Here is a 14,617-nt window from a genome sequence, read left to right on the forward strand (position 1 = left end):
TCCAATAAGTCTTTCTTAAGGCGAATATGCCATTGCTAAGCTCCCGAAAAACGGGTGCAGGCGTGGCTATAAAAAGAAAAAACGAGATTCCGGTCGACGTCTACATTTCGTTTGTAGAGACGCTGTTCCGTGACGGCCTGACTCTCGGCATCGGTGTCGTCGCGCAAGCTCTGCTTGCCGTCATGGTCTACTTCAAGACAGACGACAAGCTCTATCTGGGCATCGCGCTGGCGATCGTGGCGATTGGTTTCCTGCGGCTTATCAGCATCCAGAAGTATCGCAACGCGCCTGCACTCACGGATGCCGTCGAGGCGCACAAGCGCGAGAACGTCTACATATTCTGGGGTGTCCTGCACGCCTCGGCGCTGGGCTTCTTCTGCTTTGCCGGCATCTATCTGGCGCACGACCAGTTCGCCGAAATCGCAGCGGTTGCGGTGACGCTCGCCTCGGCAACCTCGATTGCGGGGCGCAACTACGGTTCGCCGCGCCTGGTCATGTTCCAGATCGTGGCGGCAACCTGGCCGATCTCGCTGGGTTTCCTGCTGCGCGGTGACGTCTATCACATCATTCTGGGCCTTCTGTCGGCGCCGTTCTTCTTTGCCATCAGGAAGTTTGCCGAAATCGTTCGCGAGGTGCTGCTGACCGCGCTCTCAGAGGAGAAGAAGGCCAATCTGCTGGCGGAGCGCTTCAACCGGGCGCTGAACACCATGTCGCATGGCCTGGTGATGCTCGGGCCGAATGGCAAGGTGGTGGTGGCGAACGCCGAAGCCGCACACCTGATGTCGCTTCAGTCCCCGGATGCGCTTCTTGGCCGTTCCGTCCATTCACTGCTTCAGCGTGGCGTGGCGGGCGGCATGCTCGCTCCGAAAGATTGCCGTTACATCGAGGCGCAGCTGACGCGGGCGCTGCGTGAAGGCCGGGACCGCAAGGTCCTCGTTTCGTTTTCGAACGGGCAGCACTATGAATTCTCGGCACGCGAGGGCAACCAGGATCTCGGTGTCATCACCTTCGAGGATGTGTCGCAGCGCGTGGAAGCGGAAGAGAAGATCCGGTCCATGGCCCGTTATGACAGCCTGACCGGCTTGCCGAACCGCGCCTATTTCCATGAGCTGGTCGGCGAGTTCATGGCGGCCGGCGACCGCGAAAGGCTGTGTGGCCTTGCGGTTCTCGATCTCGACGATTTCAAGAGCGTCAACGACACGCTCGGCCACCCGATCGGCGACGGGCTCATCTATGCTGTGGCCGAAAAGCTGTCGGCCGTGGCAACCGAGGGCGTTAAGGTGAGCCGCTTTGGCGGCGACGAATTCATGGTGTTCTTCGACCGGGTCGAGGATGAGAGCCATCTTGCCGGCATGCTGGACGATCTGTTTGCAGGCCTGCAGGGCGATGTCGACGTGGCGGGCCATGTCCTGCGCATCCAGGCAAGCGGCGGCGCGGTTCTGGCGAAGGTGAAGGACAGCGATGTCGACACGATGATCGTCAAGGCCGACCTTGCCATGTACAAGGCAAAGGAACTCGGCAAGAACGGCTGGCGGCTGTTCGAATCGGCAATGGATGCGGCCTTCCGCGACAAGCAGATGATGAAAGCCGATCTGCGCAGCGCCGTGGAAGCCAGGGATTTGCGCGTCGTTTTCCAGCCCATCGTGTCGATGGATACGATGCGGATCGCAAGCTGCGAGGCGCTGTGCCGCTGGAACCATCCCGATCTCGGTCCCGTCTCGCCGTCAGTCTTCATTCCGCTCGCCGAAGAGATGGGCATCATTTCAGACATCAGCACGTTCGTGCTGAATACGGCTTGCGGCGAGTGCGCCAAATGGCCGAAACAACTCCGCGTTTCGGTCAACCTCTCGGCGAAGGACTTCCGCAACCGTGATGTCGTCGAGAAGGTGCGCACAGCACTTGCATCTTCCGGGCTTGCCGCTCAACGGCTGGAGATCGAGGTGACCGAGACGGCACTTCTCGATGACAAGTCGCTTACCCGCCAGTACATCGAAGAGATCAAGCAACTTGGTGTGCGGATCGCGCTGGACGATTTCGGCACCGGCTATTCGAGCCTGAGCTACCTGCACAAGCTGCCGCTCGACAAGGTCAAGATCGATCGCAGCTTCCTGATCGACGTGACACAGAACAAGCGCTCGCTGGAACTGCTGAAGGGCATCGTCAACCTGTCGCGGCCGCTCGGCCTTGCCGTGACTGTCGAGGGCGTGGAGACCTTCGAGCAGCTGAAAATCCTGGCGCATTCGGTCAAGCCCGACCTGGTGCAGGGCTTCCTGTTCGGCTCTGCGCTGACCGCTTCCGGCATCGAGACGATGTCCAACACGGTCTGGCCGTTTGCCAGCGAAATCAAGGCAGCCAACCGCGGCTCGCAAGCCTGACCGCATCGGTTTCCGGGCGATTATGGACACCCGCACCGTTAACCTTAACAACTGGTAAACGGCTTCGTTTACATTTTGATCTTTGATATACCCCGGTGCTGCCCTAATCTTTTCGGGGTAGGCGGCTACGGGGAAATACAGCATGGATGTGAAGGCGGCTGCGGATGGCCAGCCAAACGACGGACAGGTTGCGGGTGACAATGTTTCGGCATTTGCACGCAATGTGTCCGCCCTTTTGGAAAGAACGGAATATCGTCGCTGCGACAAGGGCGAAGACCTCGAAGACATTTATCGTCTTCGTTATGCGTCGTACCGGCTTGCCGATCTGGTGGCCGAGAACCCGGACCACATCGTCCACGATCCCTTCGACGACCTTCCCAACTGCCAGCGTTTCGGCGTCTACATAGACGGGCATCTCGTCTCAACGATCAGGCTTCACCACGTCTCGGCTGAATGCCCCCAGTCGCCGTCGACGTCGGTTTACCCGGACGTGCTTCTGCCGCGGATCGCGGCCGGCGACAGCTTCATCGACCCGAGCCGGTTCGCGGCCGACCGTGAGTGGTCGCGCGTCTTTCCGCAGATTCCTTATCTGACGCTGCGCCTTGCCGGCATGGCGTGTTTTCACTTCAACGCGCCATATTGCATCTCGATGATTCGCGAGGACCACGCGGCATTCTACAAGCGCATCTATCACTCGCGGCCCATCGGCGAAGAGCGGCCCTATGGCGGTGTCATCAACTGTTTCGCGCTGCTCTACCAGGCCGATGTGCTGGCTATCCAGGAAGAGTCCTTCAAGCGGTTTCCGTTCTTCCGGTCGACGCCAATGGAGCAGCGCCTGATGTTCGGCAACCCGCCTCAAGGGGAGCTTGGCCCGCTGACCATTCTGCCGACGGCGAAGTATTTCCGCGACGCGGCCTGAGGGGCGGGGCATTTACCTCGCCTTGCCATCGCCGGAACGCCCGTTCATAACTTTGCCGAGGCCGAGCATTCTCCAGCCAAGGGAATCGATGAACAGCAGAAGCGACCTTGTCCGTGCCACAGTCTGGGCGCGCGAACTTGCCGGCGACGAGGTGGAGCGGGCACTGCGCGGGGTTTCCGAGCGAAATTTTTCCAAGGGCAGCTATCTCTGCCATCGCGGCGACCGGCTGGACTACTGGACCGGCGCGGTCACCGGCCTCGTCAAGATGAGTTCCATTGCCCGCAGCGGCAAGGCGATCACCTTCGCAGGCATCGGTGCCGGAGGCTGGTTCGGCGAAGGCTCGGTGCTGAAGGACGAGCCGCGCAAATACGATCTGGTGGCGATCCGCGACACGCATCTCCTGATGATGAACCGCGCCACCTTCTTCTGGCTTTATGAAAACAGCGTCGGCTTCAACCGTTTCCTGGTGCGGCTGCTGAACGAGCGCCTGGCGCAGTTCATCGCCTCGACCGAATATGAGCGCCTCCTCGATCCGAAGGCGCGCGTGGCACGCCATTTGTCGTGGCTGTGCAACCCGGTGCTCTGCCCTGATGTAAAGGGCGTCGTCGAGATCACGCAGGAAGAACTGGCGCTGCTTGCCGGCGTCTCTCGCCCCGTCGCCAATCGCAGCTTGCAGGTGCTGGCGGATGAAGGGCTCGTGACCGTCGAGCACAGCCGGGTGATCGTTGCCGACGCCGAAAGGCTCGGCGATTACGGCGCCTGAGATCGCGGTTTGAAGATCGGCTAGATTGTCAGGAAGAGGGGCGGGCACACAGGCCGCGCATTCAAGAGACAATCTGCCGGCCTGTCTGTCAAGGGGCGCGTTGATCGGCGAGACGATTCGGGAATACGCTGACCACAATGAAGAAGAAGCCGCGCCAACTTCGGGCGGAGGTTTTTCGAGCAGCGGGAACATACCCGCGCTCCTGGGAGGAGAAGCGTTTGATCAAGCCTTGGCCGCCAGCCGGGAAGACCATCCAGCCGCAAACGCGCGCATCCGGTTTCTCTGAGTCTATTTGGGGATTTGCCGCAGCACTGCTTGATGCCATGATGCCTTCCACAACCGCTGAAAACGCGGAACTGGGAGGAGCTTGATCATGGTTGCGACGGTTTCCGCCGCCGACATGGTTCTTGATACATTCCCGAAATACCTTCTGCGCAATGCGGAACGGTTCGGTGCCCGCCCCGCCATGCGCCACAAGGACTATGGTATCTGGCAAAGCTGGAGCTGGGCCGAGCAACTTGCCGAAATCCGCGCCTTCGCGCTCGGCCTCCAGGCGCTTGGCCTGAAACATGGCGAACGGATCGCGGTGATTGGCACCAACCGGCCGCGCCTTTACTGGACATTCGCCGCTGCGCAATCGCTGGGTGCCGTGCCGGTGCCGGTTTATGCCGATGCGGTGGCCGAAGAGATGGCCTATGTGCTCGACCATGCCGGCGTACGCTTCGCCGTCGTGCAGGATCAGGAGCAGGTCGACAAGATCCAGTCCTTTGCCGACAAGATCCCGCAGCTCGCCGAGATCATCTATGACGAGCCGCGCGGCTTGCGCGACTACAGCCCGGCCGGACTGCACGCCTTCTCCGCGGTTCAGGAGAAGGGCGAGGCGTTGATGAAGGCCGATGCCGGCCTTGCCGGGCGCTGGGAGAAGACGATCCGCACGGCGAGCGGCGATGACATCTCGATCATGCTCTACACGTCAGGCACGACCGGGCGCTCCAAGGGCGTGATGATCAAGGCGGTAAACGCCGTCAACGCCGCGCGCGACACGGCCGAGTTCGACCGCCTGTCGGAACGGGACAGCGTGCTCGCCTATCTGCCGCTGGCGTGGGTCGGTGACCACTACCTGAACTACGCGCAGGGCTATACGTCCGGCTTCTGCATGTGCTGCCCGGAAAGTGCGGAGACCGTGGCGCAGGATTTGCGCGAGATCGGGCCGACCTTCTATTTCGCGCCGCCGCGCATTTTTGAAAGCCTGCTCACCAGCGTCACGATCCGCATGGAGGATGCCGGCTGGCTCAAGCGCAAGCTGTTCTCGCATTACATCGGCGTGGCCAAGAAATATGGCGAGGCGATACTGGAAAACCGTCCGGTGCCGCTCTCGGGGCGAGCGTCCTATGCGCTGGGAAAATTCTTCATCTACGGGCCGCTGCGCAATGTGCTCGGCCTTTCCAACATCCGCGTCGCCTATACGGCGGGCGAGGCGATCGGGCAGGACCTGTTTTCCTTCTTCCGCTCGCTCGGCATCAATCTGAAGCAGCTCTACGGCCAGACCGAAGCCTTCCTTTATGTCACCGCGCAGAAGGATGGCCAGGTGCGCGCCGATACGGTCGGGCCGGCCGCGCCCAATGTTGATCTCCGCATCTCGGACGCCGGCGAGGTGCAGTTCCGCTCGCCCGGCATGTTCTCCGGCTATTTCAAGCAGGACGACACGACTGCCGAGACGCTGACCGAGGACGGTTACGTCAAGACGGGCGATGCCGGCTTCTTTGATACCGACGGCCAGCTCAAGATTATCGACCGCGCCAAGGATGTCGGCAAGCTCACCTCGGGCGCGCTGTTTGCGCCGAAATACATCGAGAACACGCTGAAATTCTTCCCCAACATCAAGGAGGCGGTGGCCTTCGGACATGGGCAGGATTTCACGGCAGCCTTCCTCAACATTGACCTTCAGGCCGTCGGCAACTGGGCCGAGCGCAATAACATCGCCTATGCCTCCTATCAGGAGCTGGCCGGCCATCCCCAAGTCTATGAGATAATCGCCAAGCACGTCGACGAGACCAATCTGCGGCTTTCGAAAGAGCCGATGATGGCGGGAGCGCAGATCAAGCGGTTTCTGGTGCTGCACAAGGAACTCGATGCCGACGATGGCGAGCTGACCCGCACGCTGAAGGTGCGCCGCGCCTTCGTCTCCGAGCGCTACGCGCCGCTGATTGCCGCGCTCTATGACGGTTCGACGGAGAAATTCATCGAGACGGACATGACCTATGAGGACGGCCGCAAGGGCATCGTGCGCGCCACCGTCCGCATCATGGATGCCAAGGTCTATCCGGCCGTGCAACCAGTCAGGGAGGCCGCGGAATGAACTCACGCGCCGAACCGCTGATCATTGTCGCCCCGGACGACGGCATTCCCGCCGGCGACCTCCTGATGGACGTGAAGAACGTCTCGCTGTCCTTCGGCGGCGTGAAGGCGATCACCGATATTTCGTTCAATGTCCGCAAGGGCGAAATCCGCGCCATCATCGGCCCCAACGGTGCCGGCAAGACCTCGATGCTCAATGTCATCAACGGCTTCTACACGCCGCAGAAGGGCACCATCGTCTTTCGCGGCGAGGAGCGGCGGGCGATGAAGCCGCATCACGCGGTGCGGCAGGGCATCGCCCGCACCTTCCAGAACGTGGCGCTGTTCAAGGGCATGTCGACGCTGGACAACATCATGGCCGGCCGCTCGGTGATGATGAAGCGCAACCTGTTCTGGCAGATGTTCTGGCATGGTCCGGCGCTGCGCGAGGAAATCGAGCATCGCGAAAAGGTCGAGGAGATCATCGACTTCCTAGAAATCCAGCACATCCGCCGCACGCCGGTCGGCAAGCTGCCCTACGGCCTGCAGAAACGCGTCGAGCTTGGCCGGGCGCTTGCCATGGAGCCGTCGCTGCTGCTGCTCGACGAGCCGATGGCCGGCATGAACCTTGAAGAGAAGGAGGACATGAGCCGCTTCATAATCGATGTGAACCGGCAGCGCGGCACCACGATTGCGCTGATCGAGCACGATATGGGCGTCGTCATGGACCTTTCTGACCGCGTCGTCGTTCTGGATTACGGCAAGAAGATTGCCGACGGCACACCCGATGCCGTGAAGTCCAACCAGAACGTTATCGACGCCTATCTCGGTGTCGCGCATTGAAAGGAAATCGAAATGACCATCTCGACGCTTGCCATCACCCCACTGGTTTCGCTGATCGCCGGCGTGCTCATCCTCGTGATGCCGCGCCTGCTCAACTACATCGTCGCGTTCTACCTCATCGTCATCGGCCTTCTCGGCCTGTTCCCGCATCTGGCGGGGTAATTTGCATCAACGGCGCGCCGGCTACCGGGCAAAGGAAAAACTGACACCATGGATTTCCTGAATTCCATTCTCGTCAAACCATTTGCCGACATGGCCGGCGCGCCGGATTTTCTGCTGCAGGTGCTTTGGGAGGGCCTCGTCGCCGGCGTGCTCTATGCGCTGATCGCGCTCGGCTTCGTGCTCATCTACAAATCGTCGCGCATCTTCAATTTCGCGCAGGGCATCATGGTGGTGTTCGCCGCACTCACGCTGGTCGGCCTGCATGAAAAGGGCGTACCGGCGCTGCTTGCCGTCCCGCTGACGCTGCTCGTCATGTTCATCCTGGCAGTGGTCATCGAGCGGGTGGTGCTGCGCCCGCTGGTCAACCAGCCCGACATGATCCTGTTCATGGCCACCATCGGCATCACGCTGTTTCTCGTCGGCTTCGGCGAGATCATCTTCGGCGGCGAAAACAAGGTGATGATCACCGAGCAGCTTTACATCCCGACCGGCAGCATCGAGTTCGAGCCCTTCGGCGGCTTCGTTTCGATAGAGCAGAAGGACGTGACGGCGGTGGTCGGCGCGATCCTGCTGGTGGCGGGCCTGATCCTGTTCCTCAACCGCTCCAAGATGGGCCGCGCCATCCGCGCGCTCGGCGACGACCATCAGGCCGCCCTTTCGGTCGGCATCTCGCTGTCGACCATCTGGGTGCTGGTGTGGTTCATCGCCGGGGTCATCGCGCTGGTCACAGGTATCGTCTGGGGCGCGCGGGCCGGCGTGTCCTTCGCGCTGGAAGTCATCGCCTTCAAGGCGCTGCCGGTGCTGATGCTGGGCGGGCTGGAATCCGTTCTCGGCGCCATCGTCGGCGGCCTTGCCATCGGCATTCTGGAAAAGCTTTTCGAGATCTACTGGGGCCAGCCGCTGCTCGGCGGCAACACCGAAACCTGGTTCGCCTTCGTTTTCGCACTCATCGTGCTGCTGTTCCGGCCGCAGGGCCTGTTCGGCGAACGTATTATCGAGCGGGTGTGAGGTCGTCGTGCCTTATCTGTTGCCTATAGGATTCGCGTTGCTGATGTTGCTGGGTTCGTTGTTTGTTGGATTGGTTGCTTGGTCCGACTTACGTTCCCTGGGAATGGATTCGAGCCAGTCGGGTGACGCTATCAGCACCATGATTACCTGCGTGGTGCTTTCGGTAGCTTCACTTCTGGTGATCTGGTTCACTTTTCGGTTGGCCCGAAGGAGGAACGGTTAAATGCTCTACCGCACCGTAGGCCAGTTCAAAACCTCCTACCATGCAGACCATGCGCTGTTTCCGGTGAAGCAGGATGCGTGGCTGCTGGGCTTTATCCTGCTCATTGCCTTCGTCATCCTGCCGGCAACCGCCAATGAGTTCGTCTTCAACGCGCTGCTGATCCCGGTGCTGGTCTATGCGCTGGCAGCACTCGGCCTCAACATCCTCACCGGCTATGCCGGCCAGTTGTCGCTCGGCACCGGCGCTTTCATGGGGGTGGGGGCCTATGCCTGCTACAAGCTGGTCACGATTTTCCCGGAACTGAACATCGTCGTGGCGATCGCGCTGTCGGGCTTCTTCTCGGCAGCGGTTGGCGTTGCCTTCGGCCTGCCATCCCTGCGCATCAAGGGTTTTTACCTCGCCATCGCCACGCTCGCCGCCCAGTTCTTCCTCGTCTGGCTGTTCGAGAAATGGGCCTGGCTCTACAATTACAATTCCTCGGGCGCGATCCAGGTACCGAACATCGACATGTTCGGGCTGACGGTGGCCGGGCCAAACGCCAGGGCGATCGTGCAGTATTACTTCGTGCTGTGCGTGGTCTGCCTGATCACGTGGTTTGCCATCAACATCACACGCGGGCGCATCGGCCGCATCTGGAAATCGGTGCGCGACATGGATATCGCCGCCGAACTCGTCGGCATCAACCTGATGAAGGCGAAGCTTTCGGCCTTCGCCGTTTCATCCTACATCGTCGGTGTCGCGGGTGCGCTGTTCGTATTCCTGTGGCGGGGTGCTGCCGAGCCGGTGCTGTTCGACATTCCACTGTCGTTCCGCGTGCTGTTCATCGTCATCATCGGCGGCATGGGCTCGATCCTCGGCAATTATCTCGGCGCGGTGCTGATCGTGGCGCTGCCGGTGCTGATCTCGTTCGTGCCGGGCGCGCTTGGCCTACCGGTCAGTTCGGCGATGGTCGAGCATCTCAATACAATGATCGTGGGGGCGACCATCATCGGCTTTCTGATCCTCGAGCCGCATGGCCTGGCAAGGCTGTGGGCGATCATCCGGGATAAGCTGGTCATCTGGCCCTTCCCGCATTGAGGATAGGGAAGGGCATAGCAGAATAGCGGCCGCGGGGGCGGCCGTTGAAAACGGGGGGTGGTTTCCCCGGTCCGTCATGGAAAAACGACCACGTGGAGGAAATGGCAATGAAGACACTTATGAGGAAATCCGCCTTGCTTCCGGCGGTCTTCGCTCTTGCGGCGGCGCTTGGCGCGTCCCCCGCTTTGGCCGAGGACGCTGTAAATGTCACCAACCTGTCCTATCGCACCGGGCCGTTCGCGGCCACCGGCACGCCGCTGATGAACGGCCAGCGCGATTACATGCTGATGCTCAACGAGCGCGATGGCGGCGTCAACGGCGTCAAGCTGGTCTATGACGAATGCGAGACCGGCTACAACACCGAGAAGGGTGCCGAGTGCTACGAAAAGACCAAGGGGTCGAGCATCGTCACGCAGCCCTGGTCCACCGGCATCACCCTGCAGGTCCTGCCGAAGTCGAATGTCGACAAGATCCCGATCCTGGCGCCGGGCTACGGCTTCTCGCCAATGTCCGACGGCAAGGTGTTCCAGTGGGCCTTCAACCCGCCGGCCTCCTATTGGGACGGCGCCTCGATGATCCTGAAGAACATTTCGGAGGGCAATCTCGACAGTCTCAAGGGCAAGAAGATCGTGCTGCTGCACCTCGACGCGCCTTATGGCAAGGAGCCTATCCCACTGCTTCAGGCCTATGCAGACAAATACGGCTTCACCCTGCTGCCGATTCCGGTCGGCGTGAAGGAAATGCAGAACCAGTCGGCGCAGTGGCTGCAGATCCGCCGCGAGCGTCCTGATTTCGTGCTGATGTGGGGCTGGGGCGCGATGAATGTCGGCGCCGTCACCGAAGCTGCCAAGACCAAGTTCCCGATGGACAAGTTCGTTGGCATCTGGTGGTCGGGTCATGACGGCGACATGAAGTCGGTTGGTGAGGCCGGCAAGGGCTATCGCTCGATCTCGTGGAGCCTGCCGCATTCCGAGTCCTCGGTCATGCAGGATATCAAGAAATACGTCCTCGACGCCAAGAAGGCCGAAATCGGCGAAGGCGAGTTCGACTGGGTGTTCTACCAGCGCGGCGTGCTGATCTCGATGTTCACCGTCGAAGGCATCAAGGCCGCGCAGGCGCATTTCAACACGAAGGTGGTCAGCGCCGAGCAGCTTCGCTGGGGTCTCGAGAACCTCAAGCTCGACGAGGCGGCGCTGAAGGCAATCGGCATGGACGGCATGATCGCGCCGTTCTCCACCGCCTGCAACAACCATGCCGGCCATGCCGGCGGCTGGATGCTGCAATGGGACGGCGCGAAATTCGTCAAAGTTTCCGACCATATCACTGCGGATGCCGAGATGATCGATCCGCTGGTTCAGACCGAGGCGAAGAAATACGCTGAGGCCAACGCGCCCTGGCCGATCAACGAAGAGTGCAAGATGTAATGACAGCTTTCCTCTCCCCGTTTTTACGGGGAGAGGATGCCGGCAGACAGGTGAGGGGCTGTGCCGACGTTGACCATCTTCATCGAAGGAAGCGCCGCCCCTTATCCGGCCCTTCGGGTTACCTTCTCCGGGTCGAGCCAAAGGTCTCGGCCCGTCCTTCGGAGCCCGAAAGGGGAGAAGGAAGTCTCACCACCGGAGCCAGCATGACCAACGCCGCACCGCAGTCCGAACCCGCCACCCCGATCCTCTCGGTCAACAACATCGAGGTGATCTACGATCACGTCATCCTCGTGCTGAAGGGCGTTTCGCTGACAGTGCCGAAGGGCGGCGTCACCGCACTTCTTGGTGCCAACGGGGCCGGCAAGACGACGACGCTGAAGGCGATTTCCAACCTGCTCCACGCCGAGCGCGGCGAGGTGACCAAGGGCACCATCGTCTTCGAAGGCGACGAGATTCAGTCGCTTTCACCCAACCAGCTTGTGCGGCGCGGCTGCATTCAGGTCATGGAGGGCCGGCACTGTTTCGGCCATCTCTCGGTTGAGGACAATCTGATGACGGGCGCCTTCACCCGACGCGATGGTGCTGCCGCCATCCGCGCCGACCTCGATCTCGTCTACGAGTATTTCCCGCGGCTCAAAGTGCGGCGCACCAGCCAGGCCGGCTACACCTCGGGCGGCGAGCAGCAGATGACGGCGATCGGCCGGGCGCTGATGTCGAAGCCGAAGATGATCCTGCTCGACGAGCCGTCGATGGGGCTTGCGCCGCAGCTGGTCGAGGAAATCTTCGAGATCGTGAAAAAGCTCAACGAGGAGCAGGGCGTCTCCTTTCTGCTTGCAGAACAGAATACCAACATCGCGCTGCGCTACGCCAAATACGGCTATATCCTCGAATCCGGCCGCATCGTGCTCGACGGCGAGGCCCAGGCGTTGCGCGAAAACGAGGACGTCAAGGAATTCTATCTCGGCGTTGCCGGCGAGGGGCGGAAATCGTTCAAGGACGTGAAGCACTACAAGCGCCGCAAGCGCTGGCTGGCATAAGAGCGCAGACGTCAACAATTGATGCTGTTGTCGAAGCTGCTGCCCCTCACCCCTCCCTCTCCCCGTAAAGAACGGGAGAGGGAGGCGTCGGCGTTGGAGCTTCCTCCTTCTCCCCGTCACTATACGGGGAGAAGGTGCCGGCAGGCGGATGAGGGGCGGCGCAAACTTAAAAAGGGATGCCTGAGGCCATATCGCCTCTTCAACCTACCATTTATGCGCATAACTGGCGCCGAAGCTGCCCGTCTTGTGCCGCGTTGCAAGGTTGTCGAGGTTGGCGCGGAGGTTGATGCCCGTCAGCACCTTCTGCTCCACGCCGACGCTCGCCTGCCATTCCTGATCGCGGGTCGAGCGTGAGCCACGCGCGAAGACAGATGTGCCTGTTGAAGATGAGAGGATGCGGACGGAACTGGTGGTTCGCATGTCGATGCGGCGATCGCCGCCATGGTCGTAGTTCAACGTGTAGAAATCGTCGAGCTGCGCGGCGAATTCCGGCGTCAATGTCAGCGAGCGCGACCGGCTCACGGAAACCGAGCGGCTGCCGGTCAGGCCGTTCAGCCTGACGCTGACGTCGGCGGTGTTCGTCGCAGCCTTGCCGCCCGGGGAGGGCAGTTTCAACGAGCCCCAGAAATTCACCGGTCTGTTGGGCCGCGTTACCTTTTCCAGATTGGAACCGGCGAAGCTGACCTCGGTGCCGGCGCTGGCTTCCCAGTCGGTCGGCAGGCGGCTGCCCATGCGCATGGCATAGGAATCGCTGGAATTCTTCACCGGCGTCCAGATCAGCGGCTTGTCGTTAGCGTTCGCCGTGGTCGCAGACAGGATGACGGCGAGGAAAAGGGTCAGGGGTCGTAGAGAAGTCATATTCCATTCCAAATGGCGTGCGCGCCCGCAACGGAAATCTCATGCGCAAGTTTTTCGGGAATGGCGGTTCCTAACAGTGTGGCTTGGCCAGCCAAAGGCACAAATGCACGCCCTGCCGATTTCCTTTTCGGCTGTTGCAGGATGCGCACGGTTTATTTCAAATCATGTCAGTTCGTGAACAAACGCAAGGCGGCCGCCACGATTGCCTCCGGCGCATCCTCCTGCATCAGGTGGCCGGATCGAGGAACGGGCGCGAATGCGCAGTTCGGCAGCATCGTGGCGAGTTCTCGTCCGCGCTCCAGCGGAATCCACTGGTCTTCCTCGCCCCACAGCAAGGCCACCTTGCAGCGAAGCTCGCCATAGCGGTCCTGCACCTCGTCGGTGAAGCGCTGGTCCATCTGGGCGATCTGGCGGTAGAAGGCCGGCTTGCCGGTCGGGCCGGTCCATGGCGCGACGTATGGCTCGAGCTCGCTGTCGGAAAGTTTCCGCGAGACCGCGCCGGAAATATAGGCTTTCAGGATTGCGAGCTGGATATAGTCGGGAACGCCGGCGAAAGCGGCCTCGTTAAGCCTCACATGCTGGACGAATGGCGAGCCCCAATGGCGAATGGCGACGGGATCGATCAAAAGCAGCCGCTGATAATCGCAACCGTTGAGCAGATGCGCCCGCAACGCGGTTGCACCGCCGAAATCATGGGCGATGACGTCCGGGCGGTCCAGTTGCCAGAATGCCAGTATTGCCGCCAACGCCTCGTTCTGGATACCGAGCGATACGTCCTGGCCTTCGAATTTCCCCGACGATCCATAGCCGGGGAGATCGTAGAAATAGATCGTGTGGCTGCGCGAAAGCTCCGGCGCAACGCGATGCCAGACATGGGACGAGAAGGGCGTGCCATGGACGAGCACAAGCGGCGGACCGCTGCCGATGGAGCCCCAGGCGATGCTTGTGCCGTTCCAGTCGAAGCGCTCAGTGGGGATCATCATCGGCCTCCGGTTCCATTCAACGGGAAGGACGGAGGCTAGCCGTTGGCGGCCCGCGGGTTAAACGCGAAAAACTAAAGACTGTTTCAGCGTTGCTAAATGTTATCGCGACATCGCGAGGCATTGCCCTTGGCGCAGCTTTTCGCTATGTGCGCATGGAATGTTTCCGGAGGGACTTTAGATGGCAGACCATACGCCGACCGGCCCGCTCGAGATGGGCGCCGAGATGGACTACAGAGAGCACGAGCGCACCTATTCCGGGTTCCTGACGCTCGCTAAGTACGGCTCGCTTGCAGTCGGCGCTCTCCTCATCGCCATGGCCTTCGGCTTCTTCACCAGCGCCGGCTTCTTCTCGGCGACGGTGTTGTTCCTGATTGTCTGCGCTGTCGGCGGATTTCTCCTCCGCTAATCCTTCCAGACTTCTCCTTGCGGTGCGGGTCTGGCGCTCCAGCCGGTTCGCGCCGGATGGTGTTCCAGCCGAAAGGGCCCTGCCGTGGCGCAGACGATCTTTGTCCCCAAGGAAGTTGATTTGAACGAGCCGCGCGTTGCGGCGTCTCCCGATACGGTGAAACGGCTTACTGCGCTCGGCTTCGACATCATTGTCGAGACTG

General features: G+C 61.1%; 15 protein-coding genes. 12 read left to right on the forward strand and 3 right to left on the reverse strand.

Annotated elements, in window-relative coordinates; all coding sequences use genetic code 11:
• The first annotated feature begins 26 nt into the window (after positions 1-26).
• From WBQ96_RS20905 to WBQ96_RS20915, 3 genes are all read left to right on the forward strand, one after another.
• Positions 27-2,375: a putative bifunctional diguanylate cyclase/phosphodiesterase gene (locus WBQ96_RS20905; protein WP_442920870.1), complete on the forward strand. Its 2,349-nt coding sequence runs from the start codon at positions 27-29 to the stop codon at positions 2,373-2,375.
• Between the two features lie 142 nt (positions 2,376-2,517).
• Complete coding sequence (locus WBQ96_RS20910) at positions 2,518-3,294, forward strand: N-acyl amino acid synthase FeeM domain-containing protein (protein ID WP_336553671.1); 777 nt, start codon at positions 2,518-2,520, stop codon at positions 3,292-3,294.
• Positions 3,295-3,382: 88 nt separating this feature from the next.
• The gene (locus tag WBQ96_RS20915; RefSeq protein WP_165120411.1) at positions 3,383-4,057 is read left to right on the forward strand and encodes a Crp/Fnr family transcriptional regulator; all 675 of its coding nucleotides are present in this window, start codon (positions 3,383-3,385) and stop codon (positions 4,055-4,057) included.
• A gap of 88 nt (positions 4,058-4,145) precedes the next feature.
• On the opposite strand, the gene WBQ96_RS20920 is transcribed toward WBQ96_RS20915, so the two are convergent.
• Positions 4,146-4,382 (reverse strand): hypothetical protein, encoded by a 237-nt coding sequence (locus WBQ96_RS20920; RefSeq protein WP_336553673.1) that lies wholly within the window; start codon positions 4,380-4,382, stop codon positions 4,146-4,148.
• 48 nt (positions 4,383-4,430) lie between these two features.
• Here WBQ96_RS20920 and WBQ96_RS20925 point away from each other — a divergent pair, with 48 nt between their 5' ends.
• The 7 genes from WBQ96_RS20925 to WBQ96_RS20955 all read left to right on the forward strand — a co-directional run bounded on the left by WBQ96_RS20925 (position 4,431) and on the right by WBQ96_RS20955 (position 12,168).
• The gene (locus WBQ96_RS20925) at positions 4,431-6,416 is read left to right on the forward strand and encodes an AMP-binding protein (RefSeq protein WP_336553675.1); all 1,986 of its coding nucleotides are present in this window, start codon (positions 4,431-4,433) and stop codon (positions 6,414-6,416) included.
• Positions 6,413-7,237 (forward strand): ABC transporter ATP-binding protein, encoded by an 825-nt coding sequence (locus tag WBQ96_RS20930; RefSeq protein ID WP_091915396.1) that lies wholly within the window; start codon positions 6,413-6,415, stop codon positions 7,235-7,237. The genes WBQ96_RS20925 and WBQ96_RS20930 overlap by 4 nt, the downstream gene beginning before the upstream one ends.
• A 12-nt stretch (positions 7,238-7,249) precedes the next feature.
• Positions 7,250-7,399, forward strand: a complete 150-nt coding sequence (locus WBQ96_RS20935) for a DUF3096 domain-containing protein (protein WP_091915394.1) — start codon at positions 7,250-7,252, stop codon at positions 7,397-7,399.
• Positions 7,400-7,447: 48 nt separating this feature from the next.
• Positions 7,448-8,407: a branched-chain amino acid ABC transporter permease gene (locus WBQ96_RS20940; protein WP_091915392.1), complete on the forward strand. Its 960-nt coding sequence runs from the start codon at positions 7,448-7,450 to the stop codon at positions 8,405-8,407.
• Between the two features lie 223 nt (positions 8,408-8,630).
• A complete protein-coding gene (locus WBQ96_RS20945; RefSeq protein ID WP_336553681.1) occupies positions 8,631-9,707 on the forward strand; it encodes a branched-chain amino acid ABC transporter permease in 1,077 nt (358 codons plus the stop codon).
• 107 nt (positions 9,708-9,814) lie between these two features.
• On the forward strand, positions 9,815-11,131 hold the full coding sequence (locus WBQ96_RS20950) for an ABC transporter substrate-binding protein (RefSeq protein WP_336553683.1): 1,317 nt from the start codon (positions 9,815-9,817) through the stop codon (positions 11,129-11,131).
• A 203-nt stretch (positions 11,132-11,334) separates the two neighbouring features.
• Positions 11,335-12,168 (forward strand): ABC transporter ATP-binding protein, encoded by an 834-nt coding sequence (locus WBQ96_RS20955; protein ID WP_336553685.1) that lies wholly within the window; start codon positions 11,335-11,337, stop codon positions 12,166-12,168.
• A 204-nt stretch (positions 12,169-12,372) separates the two neighbouring features.
• Here the strand turns inward: WBQ96_RS20955 and WBQ96_RS20960 are convergent, their stop codons facing one another.
• Together WBQ96_RS20960 and WBQ96_RS20965 are read right to left on the reverse strand one after the other, a co-directional pair.
• A complete protein-coding gene (locus WBQ96_RS20960) occupies positions 12,373-13,026 on the reverse strand; it encodes a hypothetical protein (RefSeq protein ID WP_336553686.1) in 654 nt (217 codons plus the stop codon).
• Between the two features lie 167 nt (positions 13,027-13,193).
• A complete protein-coding gene (locus WBQ96_RS20965) occupies positions 13,194-14,009 on the reverse strand; it encodes an alpha/beta fold hydrolase (protein ID WP_336553688.1) in 816 nt (271 codons plus the stop codon).
• Between the two features lie 178 nt (positions 14,010-14,187).
• On the opposite strand from WBQ96_RS20965, the gene WBQ96_RS20970 reads away from it, so the two are divergent.
• Complete coding sequence (locus WBQ96_RS20970; protein WP_165120418.1) at positions 14,188-14,415, forward strand: aa3-type cytochrome c oxidase subunit IV; 228 nt, start codon at positions 14,188-14,190, stop codon at positions 14,413-14,415.
• A gap of 84 nt (positions 14,416-14,499) precedes the next feature.
• The coding region (locus tag WBQ96_RS20975; RefSeq protein ID WP_336553703.1) for a hypothetical protein at positions 14,500-14,617 on the forward strand (118 nt) is incomplete at its 3' end.

The sequence above is a fragment of the Mesorhizobium sp. CCNWLY176 genome, assembly GCF_037153935.1.
Classification (GTDB): Bacteria; Pseudomonadota; Alphaproteobacteria; order Rhizobiales; family Rhizobiaceae; genus Mesorhizobium_M; species Mesorhizobium_M zhangyense.

Bases quoted from the DNA above. Each gene is read 5' to 3' on its own strand.
- WBQ96_RS20905 (WP_442920870.1), top strand. From the start codon at position 27: ATGCCATTGCTAAGCTCCCGAAAAACGGGTGCAGGCGTGGCTATAAAA.
- WBQ96_RS20910 (WP_336553671.1), top strand. From the start codon at position 2,518: ATGGATGTGAAGGCGGCTGCGGATGGCCAGCCAAACGACGGACAGGTT.
- WBQ96_RS20915 (WP_165120411.1), top strand. From the start codon at position 3,383: ATGAACAGCAGAAGCGACCTTGTCCGTGCCACAGTCTGGGCGCGCGAA.
- WBQ96_RS20920 (WP_336553673.1), bottom strand. From the start codon at position 4,382: ATGGCATCAAGCAGTGCTGCGGCAAATCCCCAAATAGACTCAGAGAAA.
- WBQ96_RS20925 (WP_336553675.1), top strand. From the start codon at position 4,431: ATGGTTGCGACGGTTTCCGCCGCCGACATGGTTCTTGATACATTCCCG.
- WBQ96_RS20930 (WP_091915396.1), top strand. From the start codon at position 6,413: ATGAACTCACGCGCCGAACCGCTGATCATTGTCGCCCCGGACGACGGC.
- WBQ96_RS20935 (WP_091915394.1), top strand. From the start codon at position 7,250: ATGACCATCTCGACGCTTGCCATCACCCCACTGGTTTCGCTGATCGCC.
- WBQ96_RS20940 (WP_091915392.1), top strand. From the start codon at position 7,448: ATGGATTTCCTGAATTCCATTCTCGTCAAACCATTTGCCGACATGGCC.
- WBQ96_RS20945 (WP_336553681.1), top strand. From the start codon at position 8,631: ATGCTCTACCGCACCGTAGGCCAGTTCAAAACCTCCTACCATGCAGAC.
- WBQ96_RS20950 (WP_336553683.1), top strand. From the start codon at position 9,815: ATGAAGACACTTATGAGGAAATCCGCCTTGCTTCCGGCGGTCTTCGCT.
- WBQ96_RS20955 (WP_336553685.1), top strand. From the start codon at position 11,335: ATGACCAACGCCGCACCGCAGTCCGAACCCGCCACCCCGATCCTCTCG.
- WBQ96_RS20960 (WP_336553686.1), bottom strand. From the start codon at position 13,026: ATGACTTCTCTACGACCCCTGACCCTTTTCCTCGCCGTCATCCTGTCT.
- WBQ96_RS20965 (WP_336553688.1), bottom strand. From the start codon at position 14,009: ATGATGATCCCCACTGAGCGCTTCGACTGGAACGGCACAAGCATCGCC.
- WBQ96_RS20970 (WP_165120418.1), top strand. From the start codon at position 14,188: ATGGCAGACCATACGCCGACCGGCCCGCTCGAGATGGGCGCCGAGATG.